The sequence below is a fragment of the Streptomyces sp. ALI-76-A genome (assembly GCF_030287445.1).
Taxonomy (GTDB): Bacteria; Actinomycetota; Actinomycetes; order Streptomycetales; family Streptomycetaceae; genus Streptomyces.
Genome location: NZ_JASVWB010000004.1, coordinates 102,545 through 126,824 on the forward strand (window position 1 = coordinate 102,545; position 24,280 = coordinate 126,824).

General features: G+C 72.8%; 20 protein-coding genes. 10 read left to right on the top strand and 10 right to left on the bottom strand.

The genetic code is table 11. The annotated features are described in order from the left end of the window. Positions 1-73 precede the first annotated feature (73 nt). Complete coding sequence (locus tag QQS16_RS37045; RefSeq protein ID WP_286066922.1) at positions 74-2,857, bottom strand: hypothetical protein; 2,784 nt, start codon at positions 2,855-2,857, stop codon at positions 74-76. 191 nt (positions 2,858-3,048) lie between these two features. Between QQS16_RS37045 and QQS16_RS37050 the strand changes: the two genes are divergently transcribed. Beyond that, positions 3,049-4,425: a Gfo/Idh/MocA family protein gene (locus QQS16_RS37050; protein ID WP_286066923.1), complete on the top strand. Its 1,377-nt coding sequence runs from the start codon at positions 3,049-3,051 to the stop codon at positions 4,423-4,425. A 45-nt stretch (positions 4,426-4,470) separates the two neighbouring features. On the opposite strand, the gene QQS16_RS37055 is transcribed toward QQS16_RS37050, so the two are convergent. Then, positions 4,471-4,899: a Zn-ribbon domain-containing OB-fold protein gene (locus tag QQS16_RS37055; RefSeq protein WP_286066924.1), complete on the bottom strand. Its 429-nt coding sequence runs from the start codon at positions 4,897-4,899 to the stop codon at positions 4,471-4,473. A gap of 147 nt (positions 4,900-5,046) precedes the next feature. Next, positions 5,047-5,715 carry a TetR family transcriptional regulator gene (locus QQS16_RS37060; RefSeq protein WP_286068098.1) on the bottom strand — a complete coding sequence of 223 codons (669 nt, stop codon included), beginning with the start codon at positions 5,713-5,715 and terminating at the stop codon, positions 5,047-5,049. A 276-nt stretch (positions 5,716-5,991) separates the two neighbouring features. On the opposite strand from QQS16_RS37060, the gene QQS16_RS37065 reads away from it, so the two are divergent. Continuing rightward, on the top strand, positions 5,992-6,672 hold the full coding sequence (locus QQS16_RS37065) for a peptidoglycan-binding domain-containing protein (RefSeq protein WP_286066925.1): 681 nt from the start codon (positions 5,992-5,994) through the stop codon (positions 6,670-6,672). Positions 6,673-6,782: 110 nt separating this feature from the next. Then, positions 6,783-7,274, top strand: a complete 492-nt coding sequence (locus QQS16_RS37070; RefSeq protein ID WP_286066926.1) for a flavin reductase family protein — start codon at positions 6,783-6,785, stop codon at positions 7,272-7,274. 516 nt (positions 7,275-7,790) lie between these two features. Here QQS16_RS37070 and QQS16_RS37075 read toward each other — a convergent pair. From QQS16_RS37075 to QQS16_RS37085, 3 genes are all read right to left on the bottom strand, one after another. Next, on the bottom strand, positions 7,791-8,357 hold the full coding sequence (locus QQS16_RS37075) for an antibiotic biosynthesis monooxygenase (RefSeq protein WP_286066927.1): 567 nt from the start codon (positions 8,355-8,357) through the stop codon (positions 7,791-7,793). 74 nt (positions 8,358-8,431) lie between these two features. Then, positions 8,432-8,824, bottom strand: a complete 393-nt coding sequence (locus QQS16_RS37080) for a hypothetical protein (protein WP_286066928.1) — start codon at positions 8,822-8,824, stop codon at positions 8,432-8,434. A gap of 341 nt (positions 8,825-9,165) precedes the next feature. Further along, on the bottom strand, positions 9,166-10,089 hold the full coding sequence (locus tag QQS16_RS37085; protein ID WP_286066929.1) for a MurR/RpiR family transcriptional regulator: 924 nt from the start codon (positions 10,087-10,089) through the stop codon (positions 9,166-9,168). 209 nt (positions 10,090-10,298) lie between these two features. Here QQS16_RS37085 and QQS16_RS37090 point away from each other — a divergent pair, with 209 nt between their 5' ends. Then, the gene (locus QQS16_RS37090) at positions 10,299-10,460 is read left to right on the top strand and encodes a hypothetical protein (RefSeq protein WP_286066930.1); all 162 of its coding nucleotides are present in this window, start codon (positions 10,299-10,301) and stop codon (positions 10,458-10,460) included. After that, positions 10,461-10,862: a DUF3662 domain-containing protein gene (locus QQS16_RS37095; RefSeq protein WP_286066931.1), complete on the top strand. Its 402-nt coding sequence runs from the start codon at positions 10,461-10,463 to the stop codon at positions 10,860-10,862. It abuts the gene before it with no gap. 271 nt (positions 10,863-11,133) lie between these two features. On the opposite strand, the gene QQS16_RS37100 is transcribed toward QQS16_RS37095, so the two are convergent. The 3 genes from QQS16_RS37100 to QQS16_RS37110 all read right to left on the bottom strand — a co-directional run bounded on the left by QQS16_RS37100 (position 11,134) and on the right by QQS16_RS37110 (position 15,917). Next, on the bottom strand, positions 11,134-12,813 hold the full coding sequence (locus tag QQS16_RS37100; RefSeq protein WP_286066932.1) for a phospholipid carrier-dependent glycosyltransferase: 1,680 nt from the start codon (positions 12,811-12,813) through the stop codon (positions 11,134-11,136). A gap of 92 nt (positions 12,814-12,905) precedes the next feature. Next, positions 12,906-14,834: a phosphatase PAP2 family protein gene (locus tag QQS16_RS37105; protein ID WP_286066933.1), complete on the bottom strand. Its 1,929-nt coding sequence runs from the start codon at positions 14,832-14,834 to the stop codon at positions 12,906-12,908. 174 nt (positions 14,835-15,008) lie between these two features. Then, the gene (locus tag QQS16_RS37110; RefSeq protein WP_286066934.1) at positions 15,009-15,917 is read right to left on the bottom strand and encodes an N-acetylglucosamine kinase; all 909 of its coding nucleotides are present in this window, start codon (positions 15,915-15,917) and stop codon (positions 15,009-15,011) included. A 316-nt stretch (positions 15,918-16,233) separates the two neighbouring features. Here QQS16_RS37110 and QQS16_RS37115 point away from each other — a divergent pair, with 316 nt between their 5' ends. From QQS16_RS37115 to QQS16_RS37135, 5 genes are all read left to right on the top strand, one after another. Beyond that, a complete protein-coding gene (locus QQS16_RS37115; protein ID WP_286066935.1) occupies positions 16,234-17,367 on the top strand; it encodes an ROK family protein in 1,134 nt (377 codons plus the stop codon). Between the two features lie 275 nt (positions 17,368-17,642). Next, positions 17,643-18,968: an ABC transporter substrate-binding protein gene (locus QQS16_RS37120; protein ID WP_286066936.1), complete on the top strand. Its 1,326-nt coding sequence runs from the start codon at positions 17,643-17,645 to the stop codon at positions 18,966-18,968. Between the two features lie 124 nt (positions 18,969-19,092). Next, positions 19,093-20,013, top strand: a complete 921-nt coding sequence (locus QQS16_RS37125) for a carbohydrate ABC transporter permease (protein ID WP_286066937.1) — start codon at positions 19,093-19,095, stop codon at positions 20,011-20,013. After that, positions 20,010-20,912: a carbohydrate ABC transporter permease gene (locus tag QQS16_RS37130; protein WP_286066938.1), complete on the top strand. Its 903-nt coding sequence runs from the start codon at positions 20,010-20,012 to the stop codon at positions 20,910-20,912. The genes QQS16_RS37125 and QQS16_RS37130 overlap by 4 nt, the downstream gene beginning before the upstream one ends. 2 nt (positions 20,913-20,914) lie before the next feature. Beyond that, positions 20,915-22,633, top strand: coding sequence for a hypothetical protein (locus tag QQS16_RS37135; RefSeq protein ID WP_286066939.1), 1,719 nt, complete (start codon positions 20,915-20,917; stop codon positions 22,631-22,633). Positions 22,634-23,418: 785 nt separating this feature from the next. Here QQS16_RS37135 and QQS16_RS37140 read toward each other — a convergent pair. Continuing rightward, positions 23,419-24,129, bottom strand: coding sequence for a nucleoside/nucleotide kinase family protein (locus QQS16_RS37140; RefSeq protein WP_286066940.1), 711 nt, complete (start codon positions 24,127-24,129; stop codon positions 23,419-23,421). Positions 24,130-24,280 lie beyond the last annotated feature (151 nt).

The following is a 24,280-nucleotide window of genomic DNA, read 5'->3' on the forward strand; positions in this document are numbered from 1 at the left end:
GTCGCCCGGCGCGTAGCCCGGCGGCGTACGGGGCACCGACCGCGACCCGGCCCGTGCCCCGTACGCGGGCGGCCTACGGCGCGTCCAGCACCGTGCCCGTCAGTACCGGGCGGCCGGGCAGCGGCTCGCCGTTGTCGTCGGTCAGCGTGATGCGCACCGACTCGCTCGGCTCGGGCGACTCGTCCCGTACCGTCGGCACGGTCACGTCGGCGCCGGTGCTCCCGGCGGGAACGGACACCCACCACCACAGGCTCGTCCCGGACAGGGGGCGCTCCGGGTCGGGCGACTCACCGGACTCGTCCGACAGCCACTGCGGATCCACGTCCCTGGTGGACAACTCGGTGCCCCCGGAGACCGGAAGCAGACGGACCGGCTGCCAGATGTCCACGTCGGCGGGCTGGTCCAGGGACAGCCGCCAGGTCAGCGTCTCCCCCTCGGTCACCCGGTCCGCGACGGGCGTCAGGGTGACCACCGGCTCGGGGTCGTCGTTCTCCGCGGTGACCCCGCCCCGGTGCGAACCGACGACGGCGTTCCGTACCGCCTTCACGGCGATGTCGTGGTCCACGTCGATGCCGAAGCGGGTGTCGCCCCGCACCTCGACCGGGACGTCGATGGCGTTGCCGCCGGGCCGTACCGTCACCAGCTTCTCCGTGCCCAGCCCGGTGTCCCGGTCGAGGACGTGGACGCGGACCGTGCCGCTGCCCTGCCCGGAGATCCGTACCGGCACCCGGTAGGTGCGGCTGCCCGAGTCACCCTCCTTGACGGTCGTGCGACCGACGTCGACGCGCGGCAGCTCGGCCGGCGTGACCGCCGCGACGCCCGCGCGCCAGCCCCAGGCGTCCATCAGCCAGGCCCGCCCCGACGGTGAACGAGGCGTCAGGGCAAGGGACGTGACGTGTTCCAGGTCGAGCCCCGCCCGGGTGGCGGCGCTCAGCGGGACGCGGACCTCACGCGCCCAGGCGGAGGCCGTGCGATCGCTGCCCGGCAGTCCGTCCACCTGGACCCGGCCGAGCGTGGCCCGGCGGCCGGAGGCGTCGGTGAGGGAGACGTCGAGCTTCGTGCCGGTCGTGTTCGGCGGCACGAACACCCGCAGCGCCAGATCCGTGGCACCGGTGAGGGCGAGCGGCGCGGCCGGGCTCACCCGCGCGGGCGTGCCCGGCGACGACCAGGCCAGGGCGACCGCGCGGCGGCCGGTCTCCCGTTCTGTCTCCCATCGCGCGAAGTGCGGCGAGAAGCCGTCGCCCTCGCGGGCCAGGCAGGCGACGGCCGGATCGGGGTCGATCGCCGAGCACAGCCTGGCGCCGGTGACCGTCACCGGACCGTCGGGCAGGAAACCGGCGCTGCGGCGCGCGCCGACCGCGTGGGTCAGGACGCGGGCGGGATCCGCCGAGGGGGCGCGGCGACCCGAGCCGTCGAGCAGCGGGCGGACCCGGTCGTCACCGGCGACGAACAGCCGGGCCGCGGCGGCGATGTAGGTGGCCCCGGCCCGGTGCTGCTGGTCGGCGGTCAGCCGGGTCGGGGCGCCCACCGAGCACACCGGGTCCGGCTGCTCGGGGTCGTCCCAGAAGTCGTCCGAGGCGGGCGCCTGGGCCTGCCCCGGAGTCCATTCGCTGTTGAAGTAGTTGTGGTTGGCGCCGATCATGTACACGGCGCTGTGCAGCGCCGTACCGCGGCTCACGCCCCGCGTGCCGTCCGCGTACACCTGGCCCTGGAGGTCGGACACGTCGCCGTCGCAGCCCGGCAGGATCGTCACCGACGGCACGTCCGCGACCGGGTTCTGGCCGAAGATCGTCGGTCCGATGAGTACGATCCCGCGTACGGTCCAGCGCACCGGGCCGCGGTAGCCGTCCTGGTCGGCGGGTGGCGGGTAGAGGCTGTCCATGGCGGCCCGGTTCACGCCCTCGCCGCCGCGTGAGTGACCGACCAGCAGGACGCGGGACAGGTCGGCCTTCGGCGCGTCGCCTACGACCGCCGGTGCCGTGGCCGGGTGGGCGGACCAGTCGGCCCAGTGGGCCAGGTGGTGCCGGACCAGCGAGGAGCGCGCCTGGGCGCCGGCGTCGTCGAGGTCCCCGTCCTGGCCGTTGACGCCGTTGGCCGAGATCGAGACCGTCAGGTAGCCCTGGGAGGCGAGCAGTTCCTGGTCGCGCAGATAGCCGCGGTGGCTGGGGATCGGGTCCATGCCGGCCGGACAGGGCCAGACGATGTCCACGTCGTCCTCGGCGCCCGGCCTGTGACAGGTGACGTGACGGCCGTGCAGGAACAACGCGAGCGGACGGGCGCCGGTGGCCCCCTTCGGCGCCACCACCTCGGCGCGCATCTCGACCGGCTGGGGGAGCCCGGGCAGCCGCACCGGGTCGAGGTCGTACGCGCCGCTGACCGTACGGTACGAGCCGGGCTCACCCGGATCGACGGCGCCCGCCGGCAGCGGGGCCGGGGGCTGTGCCCGGGCGGGGGAGCGCCGCCCGCGGGACTCGGCGGCCGGGTCGGCCGGTGCGTCCAGCCGACGTCCGGACGCCAGGACCTGAAGGTCGGTCAGGCCGGTCGAGCGGGCCTCGTCGAGGTCCAGACGGAACGTCCGGCCGTCCTTCGCCGCGGCCGGCAGCCCGAGCAGCCGGCCGCCGGCATGGAACTCGACACGCGCGTCACCCATGGGCACCCGCCTGGGCGCGTGCCAGACCAGCTCACGCGCGGCGCCCTGCCCGGTGATCCGCCAGCCCGGCGGAAGCCCGCTGTCGGTGCTCGCGGCAGCCAACGGCTGTGCCGGTATGGACGGTCGGGCCTGCGCCGGCCCGGGTGACCCCGCCAGGGCCGCCAGCACCGCAACGGCGGTCACGCATATTCGCCGGACACGGATCAATGGTCCTTCTCCTCAAACCCCCGAACGCGGGCGCCCCGTCGGTCCCGGGAGCCTCACGCGTCACGGAGGAGTGAGGAAGAGGCCCGGAGGTTGTCCGGAGTGCGGAAACAGTCCTGAGCGGGGGACGCGATCAAGCCACCGGGCCTGGTCGGCCGGGCGTAGTCGGGCCATGGGAAGGGGAGGCGCTTCCCATGAGCCGATCCCCCAGCCACCGGGCCGCCCTCGTCGGCACCGGCCACCGCGCCCGGATGTTCACCCGCGCCCTCGCCGAACGCCCGGGCCATCTCGTCGCCGCCCTCTGCGATCCGAGCCCCACCCGGATGGCCTTCCACAACGGCCTGCTGGCCGCGGCCGGCGAACCCGCCGCCACCCAGTGGGAACCCGGCCGCTTCGGCGAGATGCTCACCGAGGAGGACATCGACGAGGTCGTCGTCACCACCGTCGACGCCGCCCACGACCACTACATCGTCCCGGCCCTGCGCGCCGGCTGCCGGGTGGTCACCGAGAAGCCGATGACGGTCGACGCGGACCGCTGCGCCCGCATCCTCGACGCGGTCCGGGACACCGGCAACTCGCTGACGGTCGCCTTCAACTACCGCTTCAACCCGGTCCACGAGAGGGTCCGCGCCCTGCTCGCCGACGGCGCGGTCGGCGAGGTCCTGTCCGTGCACTTCGAGTGGCTGCTCGACGTGCGGCACGGCGCCGACTACTTCCGCCGCTGGCACCGGGAGAAGCGACACAGCGGCGGTCTGATGGTGCACAAGTCGAGCCACCACTTCGACCTCGTCAACTGGTGGCTCGCGGACGCGCCGCAGGAGGTCTTCGGCTACGGACGCCTCGCCTTCTACGGGCGCGCGGCGGGCGAACGCCACGGACTGCGGCGCCCCTACGAGCGGGCGCACGGCGCCCCCTGCGCCGCCGACGATCCGTTCGCCCTGGACCTCACGGCCGACGACACCCTGCGCGCCCTCTACCTCGACGCCGAACAGGACGACGGCTACGTCCGGGACCGCAACGTCTTCGACGGCCCCGTCACCATCGAGGACGACATGGCCGTCCTGGTCCGCTACACCCGGGGCACGACGATGACGTACCACCTCACCGCCTACTCCCCGTGGGAGGGCTACCGGGTGATGTTCAACGGCAGCGCGGGCCGGCTGGAACTGGAGGTGGAGGAGAGCCGCTGGCAGCCGCCCCGGAGCCGGACCGGCTCGGGTGCCGGCGCCCCGCACGGCGACACGGCCGCCCTGCCTCCGGGCGGGGCACGCCTGACGCTGCGTCCACTGTGGCGGCCGCCGGTCGACATCCCGCTGGTCACCGCGCACGAGGCCCACGGCGGGGGCGACCCGCGCATGCTCGACGCCCTCTTCGGACCGGTGGACCCGGAGCGGCCCGGCGACACCGCGGCCGGAGACCGTCCGACGGCCACCGAACGCGACGGCGCCCTCGCGCTGGCGGTCGGGCTCGCGGCCAACGCGTGCTTCGAGACGGGGCGGCCGGTGCGGGTACGCGACCTGGTGCCCGGCGCGGGGGAGTGGCGGGGCCCCGGGAGTGCCGCCGGGACCTGACGATGAGGGGTAGGTCCCTGCCGCCGCACGGCGTTTGGCAGTCCGTCAGCTCCAGGCGCGGTACGGCTCGTCGACCAGCTGGAAGACCGGCTCGCCCCGGACCGGGTCCTGCGCGGTGGACAGCCGCACCCGGTCCCCGCTGTGGATGCCGACGAGCGGACCCATGACCCGGCCGCGCACCACGAAGCCCTCCGCCATCTCGATCAGCGACACGTTGCGCGCGGCAGGGGTGTTGCGGTGCACCACCGTGGAGTGGCGGACCGTTCCGGTGCCCTCGCTGCGCTCCGTACGCAGGTCACTGCCCTGGCAGACCGGACACAGCAGCCGGTGGTACATGGCGGTGGCGCACCAGGTGCAGCGCTGGAAGTGGAGGGCCTCCGCGTCCGCGCTCCGCAGGCCCGGGGGCCGGGGCTCCAGGAGACCTGCCGCGGAACCGGCCGTCTGACGGACAACGCTTCCTGAGGGGTGGTACACGCTGGTCAACTCCCTGCACTCGGCCGGAATCCCGCGTGCGCGGATCACCGGGCACGCACGTGCCCGGTTCGCCGTGCCACCGTGCACGACCACAGGGTATGGCACTGAGTGTCACCCGTAAAGGCACTCCGTACCCTTTCTTGGGTGTCAGTCGCGACCCAAGGCCGTCTCGATCTCCTGGACCACCCGCCACAGCGGGGCCCCTCGCCGGGAGACGACGACCACGACGTCCTCCGGCTGCTCCGTGACGGGCCCGGCCGGAGCGGCGCCGAAGGCGGACTGCACGTACCCGAGCGCGTGGTCCACCGTGACGCTCGCGTCACCCTGCCCGTCCGACCGCAGCCAGGAGCGCAGCGCGTTGTTGTGGGCCGCGACCACGGCGGCGGCGATCACGTCGGCCCGCAGGGTGCCGTCGGGCCGGCCCGAGAACCGCGTCCGCAGGTACGCGGCGAGGGCGCGTTCGTACCGCCAGACCACGGACAGCTCGTACGCGCGCAGGCCGGGCACCTTCCTGGTGAGGCGGTAGCGCTGGACGGAGAACGTGGGGTTCTCGGCATACATCCGCAGCACCAGCCGGGCCGCGTCACAGACCCGGCGCACGGGCTCGTCCGTGGCGTCGCCGGCGGCCAGGAAACGGGTCATGTCGGCCAGACAGCGCTCGTGGTCGGGGAAGACCACGTCCTCCTTCGAGGGGAAGTAACGGAAGAACGACCGGCGCCCGACACCGGCGAGCGCCACGATGTCGTCGACGGTGGTCTGCTCGTACCCCCGCTCCAGGAACAGCCGGAAGGCCGCCGCGACGAGCGCGTCCCGCATGGGCGGCTTCGCGGGCGCCGCCCCGGCCCTCGCCGCCTGCTCGGTCTGCTCGGCCTCGGGGGCCTTCTCGCCGCGACGGGGGGACGCACCGCTGGAGCTCATGGACGGGAACGTAGCACCTGGCCGGGATCCCATGGCACTCGGTGCAGCCCATGTGGGGACTGAGTGCTCCGGGCGGACCGGAACGGTGGCCGCTGAACCCCTCGGGCGGCGTCCGCGTATCTCCTCCCGGGGAAGGCCGCAGGTCCCCGGGAAAGGGGACGGAGGGAGAGCAGCATGCCGACACCGCCCGACCGGGAGCAGCCCCACGAGGGCCCGCCTCTGGAGCCGATCCGGGTGCTGCGCCCGCGCCGCACCGACGCCCTGGCCGAGCTGATCAGGGAGTACCGGGAGCAGAGCGGCCGCTACGAGGCGGTGGAGGTGCCGGCGTCACCGCCGCCCCGGGAGGAGGCGACCGAGGAACTGCCGCAGGTCGCCGACGACCGGCGCCCGGCCCCGGGTGCCGCTCCCCGGGGCCGGCCGCGCGGCCTGCGTCGCACCGCCGTCGCCGGAGCCGTCGCCGCTGCCGCCCTGGTCGGCTTCGGCAGCGCGTTCCTGCTGCCCGGCCGGGGCGACGCCACCGCCGCGCCCGCTCCCTCGGCGCCCGCGACCACGTCCGCCGAACCCGGCCCGCCCGCCTCGCCCGCTCCCTCCGCCCCCGTCGGCGCGGCCGACCCCGACGGCCCCGGCACCCTCCGGGAAGGGGCCGCCGGCCCCGGGGTGACCGACCTCCAGCAACGCCTGCTGCGCGTCCCGAACGTCTACGACCACGGTTCCACCAGCGGCCGTTACGACGCGACCCTGACCGAGGCGGTGGCCCGCTTCCAGCTCTGGTACGGCGTCCGCGGCGACGAGACCGGCGTCTACGGCGACGACACCCGGCGCGCCCTGGAGTCCCGTACCGGCGGCGGACGATGACGGTCCGTCCTCTCCGATGGACGTCACCGCGCCCGGCCTGGGTACCCGGATGGCGATGAGCCGGGGCCGGCACGGCCGCGGGTGACGGAACGGACGGGAGTGGAGTGGGCATGGGGGACATCGACGCGTTCATCGGGCGGCTGAACCCGGACATGTGTGTGGTGACCGTCGCCGCGGACGGTGAGCGGTCCGGCTGTCTGGTCGGGTTCTCCTCCCAGTGCTCCGTCCATCCCCCGCGGTTCGTGGTGTGGCTGTCCAAGATGAACCACACCTACAGGGCGGCACGGTCGGCCCGGCACCTCGCCGTGCACCTGCTCACCCGTGAACAGCGGGACCTGGCCGAACTGTTCGGTTCCCGCACCGGCGACGACACCGACAAGTTCGCCGACGTCGGCTGGCGGGAGGGCCCCGAGGGGGCCGCCGTCCTGACGGACGCGGCGGCCTGGGTCGTCGGCTCGATCGTGCTGCGGGTCGACGGGGGCGATCATGTCGGGTACGTCCTCGACCCGGTGGCGGCCGGCGGGCGGGAGGGCACGGACGGCGTACCGCTGCTGCGGCTCGACGACGCCGACGGCATCCCGGCCGGTCACCCGGTCGACTGACATCGCGTCCCCGTTCTCGAACGCGGGGCAACGCGCCGGGAAAGTGGCGGTGTCGGCGGGTGGCCGGCCGCCAGCATGGGCAGCCCCTCCGCGGGGGTTTCGAACGTCCCGAACCGAAGGCCACGCCGATGAGCGGCTCCCGTATCCCGGGCCTGGTGCTGCCCGCCGTATTCCTGCTGGCCCTCGTCGTGGGCCTGGTCTGGTACTGGAGGCACCGCAAGGACGACTGAGGCACCCGCAGGCGGGAGCGTCGCCGGTCACCCCGGCCCGTCGGGCGCCCGGATGCCGAGGACGCGGACGTCGTCACGCCGCTGGCTCTCCGACACCGTGACCGGGAGCGGCCCCAGGGAGCCGGGCCCGTTCGCGCGGTCGGTCACGACAGCCTCGCTCGGCGCATGATGGGAACGGCACGACAGGCCCGCCGGATCGCGGGCCTGCCGCCGCATACCGCACGCAACCGGTGAACACGGCGGTGGCCGGTGACGGGCGGCCCGTCGGCCGGCTTTCCGGGGCGGCTCAACGGTCCGGCGGCGGGTACAGCCACAACCGCAGGAGACGGCTCAGCGTCGGCATCACCAGGTACGTCAGCACCGGCAGCAGCACCACCGGGAAGACGGCCGCGCGCAACGGCAGCGGCCAGGACATGGTGGAGGGCGTCACCAGCCACTGGATCAGCAGCGTGAACGGATAGGCGCCGAGGAAGGTGGTGAGCACCATCTTCCACCTGGGCGGGGCCTGCCCCGTCGTCCCCGGCAGGCTGAACCAGGTCTCCATCCCGGTCGTCGACTGGCGCTCGCTGCCGATCTCCGTCGCCACGCCCCGGATGCGGCCGTGCCACGTGGCCCGCTCGTCCGACTCCAGCCAGGCGGCGAGCCGGTGCTGATCGGACCAGCGCAGTACCGCGTGGAAGCGGTGACCGTCCTCCGGACGCAGCCAGGAGACGCCTTCGTTGCCGGGGAAGCGTCTGGCGCAGTCGGTGATGCCGTGCGTCCACTCCTCGAACTCGTGCTCATGGCCCGGGCGCACCTGCCAGGTGAGGACTGTGGTGACGGGCTCGCCGCGCCGCACTTCGGTGGTGCTCATGCTCACCACGTGTGCCACGTGAGAGGCGGGTCATGCCCCGGCGGGCGGAAGCCGGGCGCGGTGGGACCCCGGGGTCAGCGACCGTGACCCTGCTCGACCAGGGCCTGGGTGACCGCCCGGACGCTGCGCGCGATGTGCTGGAGTTGCAGGACCTCGGCCGCGTACAGCTTGATCGTGTGCTCGATGACCCCCTCGTGCAGGCCAAGTCCGGGAAGGTCGGCGCGGGCCGTCTGCAGGGCGGTGCGGGCGACGCGGATCTCGTGCTGGACCTGGATCTGCGCGTGCCGGGCGAGCAGCACGGGGTGCCGGATCAGCGCCGGATAGCTGGCGTAACGCGCCGGCACCAGTTCGCGCAGCCACTTGGTCGCCGAGCGTTCCCAGTCGTAGCTGCCGGGCGTCTTGACCTGGCAGGGCCAGTCCGGGCCGATGCGCGTGGTGGTCCGCGTGGTCGTCAGGGGCATGGTCATCGCTTCCGGGTGTGCGGCGTCGAGGGGATGGTCCGACGGGGGTGGCGCGGCCCCGGTCCAGGGGATGACCGGGGCCGCCACGGGCGCTCGCGCAGGCGATGCCCGACCGGACACCTCCGGCGCCGACGCGGGTAGGAGACGGCGGCTTCGGGTGTCCGTGCAGGGGTGGGAAAGGGACACGGGACGACAAGGGGACGGGGGTGCGGAACGCTCCCCGTGACGGCTCGGGTGGCTTCCGTGAGCAGTATTTATATATGCCGTCTGCTTTGCAAGGAGCATGAAAACATTCATGCCTGAAATGGGGCGAATGATCCCGCTGTGTCCGGACGGAGTGGTGTGGCTCAGTCCCGGAGGAAGAACTGGTGCTGGTCGGAGACCTGCTCGTACTCCTCCAGCCGGGCCTGGGTGCGCTCCGGATCCGCGTCGGTCATGGCCTGGAGGAGCGCGGCGGCCATCACACCCGGGGCGGCGTAGGAGTCGAAGACCAGGCGGGAGCCGGTGCCGGTGGCGAACACGACGTCCGCCTCGTCGGCCACCGGACCGAGTGCCAGGTCGGTGATCAGCGCGACCTTCAGCCCGGCGCTGCGCGCGACCCGGACGGCGGTCAGGGTCTCCTGGGCGTGCCGGGGCATGGAGAACGCCAGCACCCAGGTGCCGCCCGCCTCCCGTGACTGCAGCAGCGCGTCGTACGCCACGCTGCCGCCCCGCGTCACCAGCCGTACGTCGGGATGGACGCGGCGCGCCGCGTAGGCGAAGTACTCGGCCAGCGACGCCGAGATGCGCAGGCCGAGGACGGTCAGCGGGGTCGACCGGGACAGTTCCCGGCCGGCGCCGATCACCTCGTCGGGATCGACGAAGTCCCGGCGGAGGTTCTCCAGGTTCTCGATCTCGGCGTCGACCGCCGCCTGGAGTTCGTTGCTCGCGTTCTCCTCCGCCGTCGCGGGACCGCCGGCGAGGGTGCCGAGAGCGATCGACTGGAGCCTCTCCCGCAGTGCGGGGTAGCCGCTGAAGCCCACCGCCGCGGCGAACCGGGTCACCGAGGGCTGGCTGACACCGACACGTTCCGCGAGATCGGTGATCGACAGGAAGGCCGCCTCGGTGATGTGCTCGATCAGGTACTGGGCGATGCGCCGCTGCCCGGGAGACAGCCGGGGCCGGTCGAAGAGAGCCCTGAGCTGGGATGTCGGGGACGCCTCCGCTTCCGGAGCGGTCTTTCCCGAGGTGATCGAGGATGCCTGTGCGCGTGCCTGCTGCGGCGATGGCACCGGTGTGCCTCCTTTGTCTCCCACGGAGAGTCAACATAGCCCACCCACCCTGATGACCAGGGCGTTGTGCGGCAGCATCCGGCCGCCGACGAGAAAGGGGACGGATACGCGCGCTCCGGACGGGAACCCGCTCCGGGACAACCTGTCCACCCGACACGTCGTCCCCGTCCCGCGAGGACGGCGGCGACAGACGACGAGGAGCAGCCGGGATGACCGTCCCCGAGGAGAACCGCCCCAAGACCCACACCACCGACGACCTTCTCGAACACCGGGAGGAGGACACCGGGCGCGCCCAGGGCGGCACCGGCCGCACGCTGCGGGAGGCCCTCGAGGAGGCCCAGGTGCGGCCCGACGACTTCAAGGGGGAGTGAATGGGCGCGATCAGCGCGCTGGAGCGGGCCCTGGAGCACCGGTGGGAGGCGCTGTGGGCGCGGGTCGTCGACAAGGAACCCGTGGAACTCCTCGACGCGCTGCGGCGCGAGTGTGACGACAACGTGGTGGTGTGCAGCGAGAGCCGGGTCGTGGTCCCCAACGCCTACGACGTCGAACTCGCCGACCACGTGCACGACGAGCTGACCCGCCAGGGCAGCCGGGTCGGCCAGGAGCTGACGGACCATCTGATGCGGCATGCCGAGCACAAGGGCTACGAGTGGGCGGGCCCGCTCACCGTGCACATCGCGCGCTCCTCGGACGTCCCCAACGGCCGCTACCGCGTGGCCAGCAGCGTGATGACCCACGTCAGCGCCCGGGGATTCCAGCAGGCGGCCGGCTGAGCGGACGTGCGGCCGGTGCCGTCGAAGGCCGTGTCACCCACCGGCCGGTTCACGCTCACGCGCCGGAGCCGGGCGGACTGGCCGAGCCCGGCGGAGCGCAGGACCGTGGAGGCCCCGCCGGCCCGGCTGGTCCCCGGCGCCCGGCCGGCTCCCACCGCGGCGGTCGGGCGGCCGGCGCCAGGAGGCGCGGCGGGCCGCCGTGTGCCCCGGCGCCCGGCAGCGGCCGCCGCCGCCCGGGAGCACGCCGAGGTCCAGGCGGGGCACGCGGGCGTCACCGCCGGTAGATCCTGATCGAGTGGCCGACGTCGTCGACCGGACGGCTGCTGTCGATCAGCCGGGCCAGCCGTCCCGTCGCCTTGGCGGCCGAGGAGTCCGAGACGACCAGCAGCCCGTGTACCGCCCGCACGGGCACCTCGCGCGGGTCGGCCGCGTCGATGCCGTAGAACGACGGCAGGCCGCTGCCCTTGTACACGAGCCAGACCCGCTCGCCGCGGTACCGCTCGCGCAGCCGGTCGGCGAGCCGGCCGAGATCCTGGCCCCAGTCGACGTTGGAGTCGTGCAGCCACAGCCGGGTCCTGGCCGGCCCGCCGAACGCCTCGTTGGAGTACGGCAGATAGAAGGGGTACGCCCGCAGCGAGCTCACCGCGACGAACAGCACCAGCGCCCCCGTCACCACCGGCGCCCACCGCCACCGCGCGGCGACGACGCAGCCCGCGGCCACCGCCAGGAACATCGGCAGGAAGACGGCGTAGCGGGTGCCGAGGTCCCGTGACCCCACCATGGCCGCGGCCAGCAGCACAGCGGCGGGCGCGAGCAGATACGGCGCCGCCGGCCGCAGCCGCCGCAGCGCCACCACCACGACCGCACCGGCGGCCCACAGCGCGAGCAGGCCGAGCGGGGTCTTCACCAGCAGCGCGGCCGGCAGGTAGTACCAGAGGGACCCCGTGTACACCCGGCCGAACAGGAAGCCCTGCCACGGCTGGTTCTCCAGCCGGAACTGGACCCGCATCCCGTCCCGGTACGCCTCCGGGAACGGCAGCGACCGGACGAGCAGCCCGCGCAGCCCCCGCACCACGGGCACCCGCTGCTCGGGCGTCCACCGCAGCCGCGGATCGACGGCCAGGTACGTCGCCCAGACGAGGGCGACCGCCACCAGCGCCACCACGCCGGCGCCCGCGACGGCGCGCAGCAGCGCCCTGCGCCGGTCCGCCGCCCCCGCGCTCGCGTGCCACGCCGACACACCGGCCAGCGCCAGCAGCACGGGTACGGCCGCCAGTGAACTCATCCTGGTGGCCAGAGCCGCTCCGAGCGCCGCCCCGGCCAGCGGCAGGAACAGCCGGGGCCGTCGGCGCGCCCGCCACAGCAGCCACGCCGAGGTCAGCAGGAACCCGGCCGCCGGGACGTCCAGCGTGGCCAGCGAGCCGTGCGCGACGACATCGGGGGAAAAGGCGTACAGCGCGAGCGCCGCCAAGCCGGCCACCGCACCGGCGAGTTCGCGGGCGAAGGCGAACACGACCAGCCCGAACAGCAGGGTCAGCGCGATCACCGGGAGGCGGGCCCACAGCATGAGCCGCCACGGGTCGTTGCCGGACCCGTACAACAGGCGCTGCCCGAGGAGACTCTGGCCGCCGGTGAAGGACGGGTCGACGTGCGGGTCGGCCAGCGCCACGCCGGCCGCGACGACCAGTTTGCCGAGCGGCGGGTGCTCGGGGTTGTGCCGCACCCGGTGCTCGCTCAGGTACTCGGCGGCCGTGCCGACGTACACCGGTTCGTCGATGGTCGGCGTCTGCTGGACGGCCGTCGTCACCATCGCGACGGCCATCTGGGCCAGCAGCAGCACCACCAGGAACGGCACGAGCCACCGCCCGCCGGGCCGCACCGGCCACCGCCCGGCGGACGTGCCGGTGTGGGCCTCGGGGCCGAGGGCCGGGTGCGTCGCGCGTGCCATCATCCGCCCCGCGGTGACACCGGGCGGACGGCGGCGGGAGCGAGCCGGCGGCGTCTCATGCGCCTACTCTGCATCAGCTCCCGCCGCGCGAGGCGTCACCGCTTCAGAAGTCGTACCGACAGTCCGTCCGCCGTGTGGACGGGTACGGCCCGCAGCCGGTCGGAGTTCAGCTCGACGCGGTCGAACTGGCCGCGCACCACCGGGGCGCCGAGCACACGGACCGTGCGCCCCGCCGCCGGCGGCCGTTCGGCGTCCAGCCGCAGCGACAGCGTGCTGCCCCGGCCGAGCACCGCCCGCCGCGTCACCTCCAGCACCGGCTCCTGGCCCGACCGCAGGGTCACCTCAAGCGTGCCGGACTCCTGTGTGTAAGTGCCGTGGACCCGCAGCGACTTGCCGAGCCTCAGCGTGCCGCCCTGCACCCGCACGTCACCGTGGCCCAGCGCGTGCGCCGAGGCGGCGACCAGGACACCGTCCGCCAGCGACGTGCCGCCGGTGTACCGGTTGTGGCCGGTGAGGGTCAGCGTGCCGGTGCCGCGCTTGGTCAGACCGCCGTCGCCGTCGATGTCGTTGCGCCAGCGGTCGGCCGCCCGGAAGCCGCCGGCCGTCGCGTCCAGCGTGACGGTCACGTCGGAGTCGAAGGCGCCGTACCCGTCCGCCGCGGCGAACAGGTTCAGCCGCCCCCACTGCTCGAAGCCGTCCAGCAGGACGTACCCGGCGGGCAGCGCGGTCGTGCGCAGCACCTCGCGCCGCTGGGCCGCGTCCAGGTACGGCAGCCGCGTCTCCAGCAGCACCTCCGCGCCCTTCGGCACGGTCAGCGGCGCGTTGCGGCCGCGCCGGGTCAGCACGTACGTCAGCTTGGGCTCGACCACGCGTTCGTTGGCCTTCCGGTCGGCGTACGGGTCGGACGCGTCCGCGTGGGCGTACGTGTACAGGGTGTCCGCGGTCGTGCCGGTCCGCTCCTGGAAGTACGCCAGGGCCTGGGCGCGGGCGGCGGCCTTGAGGTCCGCGTTCGCCGGGTCGGCCAGCGCGGCGGCGGCCAGGGCGGTGGCCATGATCCGGCCGCCGAGGACGTCGACCGTGGAGTGCATGCCGGCCATGATCCGGGTGTGGCTCAGCTCGAACGCACGGGTCACCAGCTCCTGGAACCGCTCGGGCACCGCGTACGCGAAGGCCAGGGCCGCCAGGTGGAAGGCGTTGGTGTGGCCGCTGGGGAAGCCGCCGTCATCCACCGGCGAGGTGCTGCGCTGCCGCAGCAGCTGCGTGGCGACGACCACCTTGGAGTCGTACACCGGGTAGCCGAGCGCGTCCTTCGCCCCCGTGTCGACGACTTCGCTGTCCTCGTTCATGCGCCACGGACGCGGGTACTGGAAGGCGTACTTGCCGGGGTTGCCCGAGGCGAACGGGCCGCGCACGGTGTCGACCAGCCTGGCCACCTGCCCGAGCGCCGAGTCGTACGAACCGGCGCCGATCGCGGATCCGGCGGGGGCACCGGCCGGCACGGCGTCGCTGATCGTGGTGGCGGGCGTGGTGTCGGGGGCGGCGGTGATGGACGTGACCGCCTTGGCGCCCGCCCTGTAGAGGCCGGCCAGCGGGCCGAGGCCCGCGATCATGGCGTAGCTCTGGTGCTGGCGGTCGTAGAGGAACGCCTCCTTCGCCTGTGCCTCGGTGCGCGCGGACGTGACGCGGGCGCAGTAGCGCATGTTGGCGCGCAGCACCTCGGGCAGCAGCGGGGTGCCGGTGTTCCAGGCGTCACCGGTCTTCCACACCTCGGCCATGCCGCCGAGGATCCGGACCACGGCGTTGGTCTCGGGCGTCAGGTTCGCCACGACGTTGGTCCTGTAGTCGTCGACGAACGCGGCGAAGGCCGTGGCCGCCTTCGCATCCGTGGCGGACAGCCAGGTCGCGAGCGTGGGCGCGGCCAGCACCCCGGCCGAGGCGCCCAGGGACGTCTTCAGAAACCCCCTTCGGTTCACGGCGCGTTCACGGACCGAGGTGGGGGAGCGGTGCCCGGCTGAGGACGGCATACGTCTGCCTCTCGTGAGTGTGTCGGCCCTGCGGCCGCTGGGAGGTGGAGCGATCGATCGCGGCTGACGGCGCGGCACGTGACACGGGGGTCGAACGCGCTTTCCAAAGCCGTACGAGCGAAGATCTACGGGCGGGTCGTGTCGCGGCGGGGAGGATCCGGCGTCCGCCGCGTGTCATACGAGTGAACGGGCCATCGCCACGGCCCCTTCGACCGGCGGCACGTCCAGCGGACGCGGCCGGGCCCCGGGCACGCTCGTTCCCAGGGCCGACACGAAGGCGTCGTACAGGGCGGGCTGGGCGAGGACGGTACGGCCGGCGACCACGACGTCGTCGACGGCCACTCCGCGGGCGGCGAGCCGGGCCACGAGCGCGGCCAGCGAGCGGCCACCGTAGGCGATCACCGAGCGGGCGAGCGGCGAGCCCGCCTCGGCGGCGGCGAACACGACGGGCGCGTGCCGGCCCCACTCGGCGGAGGCGTCCGTGGCCCGTTCCAGGGCCGCGCCGAGCGCCGGCACCTCGTGGACGCCGAACGCGGCGACCAGGCCCGCGGCGAGTGCGTCGGGATCCTCGCCGCGATCGTGCGCCGCCCACGCGGACCGTACGGCCTCGCGGACGAGACCGGCCGAACCGCCCTCGTCGCCGAGTACCGCGCCCCAGCCCCCGACCTGGACGGGAGTGCCGTCGGCGCGGCGGCCGACCGCGACGGAGCCGGTACCGGCCACCAGGCCGACACCCCGGTCCAGTCCGGCGGCGGGCACGAGCAGTTCGGCGTCCCCCGTGACGCGTGCGGGCGCGTCGAAGTGCAGATGGAGCGCGGTGCGTATCTGGGCGGCCTGGCGGGGCGTCTCGCAGGCGTGACCGCCGACGGCCACGGCGGACGGGCGTGCGCCCGCCGGCAGCACCCCGGCGACCAGGGCCGCGAGCCATCCGGCGGCGGCCACCGGGTCGTGCGGGCGCCAGCCGCCGCTCGGGCGGACATGGTCGGCGACGCAGGTGTCGCCCGCGACGGCGCGCAGGTGCGTCTTGGTGCCGCCCACGTCGATTCCGACGACGAGCGGGCTCGAGGGGAGAGCGTCCGGCACGGATCCTCTTTCGTCGTTGCGCTGGGCCGCGACGGTGGGCGAACCGTGCTGGAGCAGGGGGAGCCGATGAACTAGGGAAGCCCCGGGACGGGCCTCTGACGGGCACGGCAGGCGAGTACCGTGACGTTCGTTAGGAAGTTAACTAACGAAGTACAGTGCGTGTCAAGAGGCCTCGCGACTCGACCACCGGAGCGGTTCCCCTCGGGCCGCACGGGGCGGAAACCGCGACGCCAGGGCATCCCGTCGCCGCGTCCCAGGAGCCGATCGCCCCGGGAGCGCGGCCCTTGACCCGTGGGGGAGAACTGTGGAACACGGCGTGGCGAAAGCCCCCCGCCTGACCGAGAGCGCGAGCGCGGTGTTCGCCGTGCTGGCCGGGGCGGGCACGGCGACCCGGCCGCAGCTCGCGAGTCTGGCGGGCCTGTCCAAGCCGACGGTGTCCTCCGCCGTCGTGGAGCTGGAGAGCGCGCGGCTCGCCGCCCACTCCGGCACCTCGTCCGGCGGTACCGGCCGCTCCGCCGCCGTATACCGTCTCGGGCCGGCCGCCGGAACCGTGCTCGCCGTCGATCTGGGCCCCGCCCTCACCCGGGTGCGCGGCTGCGCCCTGGACGGCTCGCTGCTCGCCCAGGCCACCGGATCCCGTCAGGACGCCGCCGACGTCGTGCGCGAGGCCCTCGACGGCCTGCCGGCCGACGCCCCGCTGCGCACCGTCGTGGTCGCCGTCGGCGATGTGACCGCGCGGGAGAAGGAGGGCAGCGGCATGCGCCCCGCGACCGCCAAGGCGGGGCCCGCCTTCGACGCCATGGCCGTCGCGCTGCCGCCGGGTGTGCCGGTCCACCTGGAGAACAACGTGAACTGCGCCGCGCTCGCCGAACTGCACGAGGGCGCCGCCCGTGGCCACCCCACCTTCGGCTACCTGCGGATCGGCGTGGGCATCGGCCTCGGCATCGTGGTCGGCGGCCAGGTGCTGCGCGGCGCCAACGGAGCCGCCGGTGAACTGGCCCGGCTGCCCTACCCCTGGGACGACGACCGCGAGCCGCGCCACGAGGCGCTGGAGGAGTACATCGGCGCCCGCTCGCTCCTGCGACGGGCCGCCGAGGCCTGGCCGGACACCGACGGGCCCTGCCCCCGCACCCCCGAGCGGCTCTTCGCCCTGGCCGGGGAGGGCCGGGCCACGGCCCGCGCCGTCGTCGGCCGCCACGCGGCGGACGTGGGCCGCCTCGCCGCCGCCGTGACCGCCGTGCTCGACCCGGGACTCATCGTGCTGGGCGGCAGCACCGGCGCGGACCCGCAGCTTCTGCCCGGCGTCCGGGCCGAACTGGGGCGGCTGAGCTGGCCCACCGAGGTGGTCAGCAGCACGGTCGGTGACCTGGGCACTGTCGTGGGTGCCGCCCGGCTCGCGGTGGCCCGGGGAGTCCAAACCGTGACCGAGGCCGCGCGGGCGAAGGATTGACGGCTTCGGACTTGGTCTGCCAATGTCCGGACAAGCGCTTTCTAAGTCGGTCGGGACGCCGGCTTGGGGTGAGCGTCCCGACCGTACGTCAGGTACGGCAGCCCAGCGAGGGCGTGCTCGCGAGGCGACGGCCGCGGAGGCCGGGGACCCCACCCGAGAGAACGGCGCGGCCGGGCGAGGCCGTGCCCCCGGAAAGCGACATTCCCTGCACAATGCACCCGTGCCGCCTCAGCTGGCGCCGTGCTTCTTCCGCTACGACGAAAAAGGGATCGAAGATGACCACTGTGGGTGTGCGGCGCTCCCGCCGACTCGGCCGCGGCGGCATACGCCGCCTGGTTCCCCTCGCTGCCGTGGCCACGGCAGGTGCCCTGTTGCTCTCCGCCTGCGGCGGGTCGGGATCCGACTCGGGCGGGAACGCCAAGTCGCTGACGTTCTGGATCTCCACGGTTCCGGGGCAGGACGCGGGCTGGAAGAAGATGGTGGCGCAGTACAAGAAGGAAACCGGCGTCGACGTCAAGCTCGTCAACATCCCCTACGACGGCTACGACGCGAAGCTGCGCAACGCCGCGCAGGCGAACTCCCTGCCCGACGTGGCGGCCGTGCCGAAGCTGGACCCGATCTGGTCGAACAAGCTGATCGACCTCAGCTCCATCGCCAACAACAAGACCAACAAGATCAACGCCAACTTCGTCGCCAAGGACTCGTCCGGGAAGGTTCTGTCGATCCCCTCGGACGTCACCGCGTCCGGCATGTTCATCAACAAGTCACTCTTCGAGAAGGCCGGCGTCTCCTACCCGACCTCCCCCGAGAAGACCTGGACCTGGACCGAATTCATCAAGGCGGCGGACGAGGTCCGGGAGAAGACCAAGGCCAAGTACTCCCTGACGTTCGACCAGTCGCCGTCCCGGCTCCGCGCCATGGTGTACGAGATGGGCGGGAAGTACGTCCACGCGGACTCCTCCGGCAAGTTCTCGGCGGACGCGGCGACCAAGAAGGCCGTGGACTACTTCGTCGGACTGAACGACGACAAGACCATGCCGAAGTCGGTGTGGACCAGCGGCGCCGACCCGTCGGCCATGTTCCAGAGCGGTGACGTCGTCGCTTACTGGTCCGGCGTGTGGCAGGTTCCCGCCTTCGCGGAGAGCATCAAGAAGTTCGAGTGGGCGAGCGTCCCGACTCCCGCCCAGCCGGTGCAGGCCAGCGACGTCAACAGCGGCGGCATGACGGTGGGCTTCAACAACAACGCCGACGCGGCCACCGCGGCGACGAAGTTCCTGTCCTGGCTGTACGAGCCGGCCCACTACCAGGCGCTGTGTGAGGCGTCCGGGTTCCTGCCGGTCGAGAGCGGTCTGAACCCGAAGTACCCCTTCACTTCCGAGGCGGCACAGGCGGCGTTCAAGCTGTACAACGAGTCGATCCCGCTCTACGCCCCGATCTCCGGCTACTTCAACAGCGCGCAGACGAACTGGGTGCTGAAGGGCAAGAGCCTCACCGAGGACCCGACCAAGACGGAGCTCGGCAAGGCGATCAACGGCCAGCAGTCGGCCGACAAGGCCCTGCAGAACATCGTGGACGGCTACAACCAGCAGGTCGGCGGCTGAGCGTAGGCCGGCAGGCCCGGGCGGCGGGGTCGAGACACCGCCGTCCGGCCTCAGGACCCCACGTGATGCCGGGCTCATGGCCTGAGCCGCCAGGAACTCATTCCACCAGCACGGAGTCAGGAAGATGACAAAACGCGCCTCGGACGTGTCCGCCGTGTCCGTGAGCCCGCCCAGGAGACGCAGTAAGTACACCCTTGCGCCGCTCGTTCTCATCGCGGCCAATGTCGTGCTCTTCGCACTGTTCTTCGTCTGGCCGGCGGTGATCGGGCTCGTCTACTCGTTCACGAACTACACGGGTGTGGGGGCGTTCCAGTACATCGGACTGGACAACTACAGCAAGCTGCTCGGAGACTCCACGTTCTACGAGGCGGGGACCCGGACGCTGCTGTACACCGTGCTCTTCGTTCCGCTGAACTTCGTGTTCTCGCTGCTCATCGCCAACGTGCTGGTGAGCAAGCACGCCAAGGGCGTGTCGGTCGCCCGCGTCTTCTTCTTCATCCCGTGGCTGCTGTCGCCCATCGTGGTGGGTGTCCTGTGGCGGTGGCTGTTCGGTGAGAACTTCGGACTGGTCAACTACCTCATCGAGAAGCTCGGCGGAAGCGCCGTGCCGTGGCAGTCGAACGCGGACCTGTCGCTGATGGTGGTCGTGGTGGCGGCATCCTGGGCCTGGACGGGCTTCTCCATGCTGCTGTTCATCGCGGCGATCAAGAACGTACCGACGTCGTACTACGAGGCGGCCGCGCTCGACGGCGCCGGTCCGTGGCGCCAGTTCATCAGCATCACACTGCCGAGCATCGCGCCCACCTCCTTCATCGTCATCCTGCTCAACACGATCCACGGGATGAAGGAATACCCGCTGTTCGCCTCCCTCAACAACGGCGGACCCGGAACGTCGAACAACCTGCTTGTCCAGTACATCTACCAAACCGGCTTCAAAGCAGGCCAGATCGGCTACGCGAGCGCCGCGTCGTTCGTGCTCATGCTCTTCCTGATGGGCGTCGCGCTCATCCAGCTGATGGTCAACCGGCGGGTGGAGAACCGATGACAACCACAGACACGCCGCGTAAGGTCGACGCCGCTTCCGTACGGGCCGTCTCCAGAAATCGGCCCCGCAGATCGGGCAGCGGTGGGCTTCGGCGCGCGGTGCCCGCGACGACTCTGCTGTGGGTCCTGGCGGCCCTCTACGCGGTGCCGGTGCTGTGGTTCGTCCTCAGCTCCTTCAAACCGGCGGGAGACCTGTTCTCCCTTCCGCTGACGCTGTTTCCGCAGAACCCCACGCTGTCGGGTTACACGGAAGCGTGGCGCAGCGCCAACTTCGCCCAGTACTTCATCAACACAACCATCGTGTGTGTGATCGCGACGATCCTCACGGTGGGAGTCAGCTGCTGCACGGGGTACGCGCTGGCCAAGTACGACAACAAGTGGCTCAAGGTCTTCTTCGTCGGCATCCTGGCCACCACGATGCTGCCGTCCGAGGTCATGCTCGCCCCGCAGTTCCTGGTGGTCCGCGACCTCGGCCTCTACAACTCGCTCGCCGGCATCATCCTCCCGGCCGTGCTCACCGCGACCGGCTGCTTCATGTTCCGCCAGTTCTTCCTGACGGTCCCCGACGAACTCATCGAGGCCGCCCGCATCGACGGCGCGCCTGAGCTGTCGATCTTCCTGAGGATCATGGTGCCGATCTCCCGGCCCATCATGCTGACGCTCGCCATCCTGTCGTTCCAGTGGCGGTGGAACGACTACATCTGGCCGCTGCTGATGCTCAACGACCCCGAGAAGTTCACCGTGCAGATCGGCATCCAGAGCCTCGTCGGGGCGCAGAACATCAACTGGTCGGTGCTGCTCGGCGGATCGGTCATCTCCATGGTGCCGCTGATCGTCGTCTTCCTGGTGTTCCAGCGGTACGTCATGAACGCCGACATCAACGCCGGACTGAAGGACTGACCTTGCCCACCCCGCTCGACCACGAATTCGTCCGCGCGGTGGCCCGCGCCGCCGACCGGCTGGCCGTCCCGCTCGCGGCCCGCCCCGACGAGGAACCCGCCGGTGTGCCGCACCGTGGTCTGGCGCGGCGGGTGAAGACCCTGGTCGCGGCATACCGTTCCCCGGACTCGGCACTGCACCGCAGCGGGCAGGCCGTCGCCGCCGCGACGACCCACCTCCGCGCCCTGCGGGCCGCGCAGACCACCACCGGCCTCTTCGCCGGCGGCGACAACGTGCAGTCACCGCCGGACTCCGCGTTCACCGTCAACGACGTGTGCGACGCACACGTCCTCGCCGTCGGCGCGGGGCCGGAACTCGGGGACGTCACAGCGGCGCTCGCCGAGATCGCCGGCGCCGCCTGTGGCAGTCTCCTGACCGGTGGGGTGCACACCCCGAACCACCGCTGGGAGCTGTGCGCGGCGCTGGCCCGGCTGCACCGGTCGTTCCCGGACGACCGGCTGCTCGACCGCGTCGAGGAGTGGCTCGCCGAAGGCGTCGACATCGACGCGGAGGGCCTGTACTCGGAACGGAGCGCCAACTACGCGGCCCACGTGTCCAACCCTTCGCTGCTCCTGCTGGCCGAAGTGCTCGGCCGCGCCGACCTGCTGTACGCCGTCGAACGCAATCTCGCCACCACCCTGGACCTGATCAGGCCGGACGGCACGGTGGAGACCGTCCACTCGCGACGGCAGGACCAGAACCACCCGTTCCCGCTGCAGCCCTACCTGCCGCACTACCGGCTGCTCGCGATCCGCACCGGCCGGGGCGACTTCGCCCGGGTGGCGCGGCTGGCGGCCGCCGGCGGCATCGACGACCCCGACCTGCTCGCCGAGACCCTCCTCACCCCGGACCTGTGCCGCGCCCTGCCGGCCCCGGCCGCGGAGACACTTCCGCGCGACCGGTACCTCACCAGCGCACGCCTCGCCGCACGCGCCTCGGTTGACGCGCACACGGTGGTGTACGGCGGCTCCGACGTGCCCGTGCACCGGCGCGTCCGCTCGGGCCTCGCCTGCAACCCCACCTTCCTGCGCCTGTTCGCCGGCAACGCCGTCCTCGACGCGGTCCGACTCTCGCGGGGATTCTTCGACCTGGGCCCGTTCCGCGCCGCCGGCATGCGGCAGCTCGCCGACAACCGGTACCGGCTCACCGAAACCCTCACGGCCGCCTACTACCAGCCGCTCCCGACGGACCAGAGGCGGGACGACGGCGCCTACCGAATGGTGGACGAGGGACGCTTCTCGGCCGCGATGGCCTTCCCGGACCGGCCTCGGGACGAGGTCTCACACACGACCCGCGTCGAGGTGGACCTGAGGGAAGACGGTGCCGACCTGCGGATCGACATCAGCGGACCACGGGCCCCCTGGGCCCTCGAACTGACCTTCCGGCCGGGCGGCGTGCCAGAGGGCGCCGTACCGATCGGCGACGGACGCTGGTGCCTGACGACCGGGCCGATGACCTACCGGGTCGGCGACGACGAGATCCGGATCGAGGCCGACGTCGAGGCAGGCGAACCGCTCGCCGGGCCGGACCGGATCGACGTACTGCGGTATGACCCGGGTCAGGACTACACCGTGGCGGGCGGCACCGACGCGACGACCGGGAACCGCGTGTACATCGGTGGAACCGGCCCGCACGCACTGACCGTCGCACTGCACGCCTGCCGGCCCGCACCCGTCGCGTGATCCCGACGGCCCACGGCAGGCCACCTCAGACATGAAGGCCTGATCCCCGTGCACCTCCCTCACCGGCGCGGCCCGTTGCGCGACCTCGCGGACGCCCCGGAGGTGGCCGCGGTTGGTGCCGTACGGCCGTCGTGGACGGCTCACGCGCCAGCGGGTGGGCGCCCGGTGGGAGGGTGCAACAGGCATACGGCAGACCCGAGTTGCGCCTCTTCGGGTTCGGACAGCCGGGATTGTCGTCGACTTCCACCCGCTCGCGCAGAGGGGCAGAGGGAAGGCCGGGCCGGCCCCGCCGCCGTTGTCGAAGCCGCCGCTGGTGAGGCGGGCGTCGATGCAGCGGGTGAGCGCCTCGCCGCCACTGGCCTGCCGTACGCCGAACTCAGCCCGGAGCAGGCCGTCTTGGCCCTCGCCGCCGACCCGCGCGGTCACGGCAACCCGGACCAGGGGTGGCGGCACCTAGCTTGTTCTTTTTCTTCCGGCCTCGAACGGTGTCTCGTGCTGAGTCGCTCACCTGAGGGTTTGCCGGACGTGGGGGCGGCCTTCGTCTGATGCCGTGCTCCGACCAAGGTGCACGTGACCGAGACGAAGGCCGTGAGGGTGAGTCTGCTGCCTGATGTTGTGCGGAGGGATGCGTTCGCGGAAGCGTCTCGCCTCCGGGGCGAGTTCTACTCCTGCCTGACCAAGCGTTCGGATGCGCTGTTCGAACTGGCCGACGCGGTGCTGTGTGCGGATCGGGCCGCGGCTGAGGGACGTCCGCACCGGGCAGGAGGCCGGGCGGCCCCGCCCGCTCATCCGCCGGCGTCCGCTCCGGCCGCTCCCGGTCCACCGCCGGCACGGTGATGTCCGGCCGCGTCCGGCCACCCCCCGACCCCCCGCACCACCAGGTCGGCGCGGTCCCGCGTCGCGGCCACCAGCTCCGCGTTGCGCTCGTCCGTGCGCAGCACCCAGGTCACCGCCTCCTCATGGGTCTTGCCGAACTGCTTGTGGCGGGCGATCAGTTGACGCACGCGCTCGTCCTCGTCCGGTGCACAGAACCACACCTCGTCCAGCTCCGCCCGGACCTGCTCCCACGCCCCCGTGCCCAGCAGCAGGTAGTTGCCCTCCGTCACGACCAGCCGGGCGGTCGGCGGCACCGGGATCGCCCCCGCGATCGGCTGCTCCAACACCCGCTCGAAGCCGGGCGCGTACACGATGCCGTCGTCCGTCCGCTCACGCAGCCGCCGCAGCAGCGCCGCGTACCCCGCCGCGTCGAACGTGTCGGGCGCGCCCTTGCGGTCGCGCCGGCCGAGCCGGTCCAGCTCGACGTCCGCGAGGTGGAAGCCGTCCATGGGGACATGGGCGACCCACGGGTCGCCGGCCCCGTTGAGCGCGCGCACCAGGTGCACGGCGAGCGTCGTCTTGCCCGCGCCGGGGCTGCCGGCGATGCCGAGGATCGCACGGCGCCCGGGGCGGGGCAGGGCGCGGGCGCGGGTGAGGAGGTCGTCGAAGGTCAGCGGCACACAGCAGAGTGTGTCACCCGGCGCCGGGCACCGGAGCGGGACCGTCCGGGCGGACCGCCCGCCGCCCGCACGGCTGTCCCGCCGGCGCGCGAGGAAGGTGTGAATCCGCCGTGAAGTGCCCCCACTGTGGCGTGCGCCACTCACTGGACGC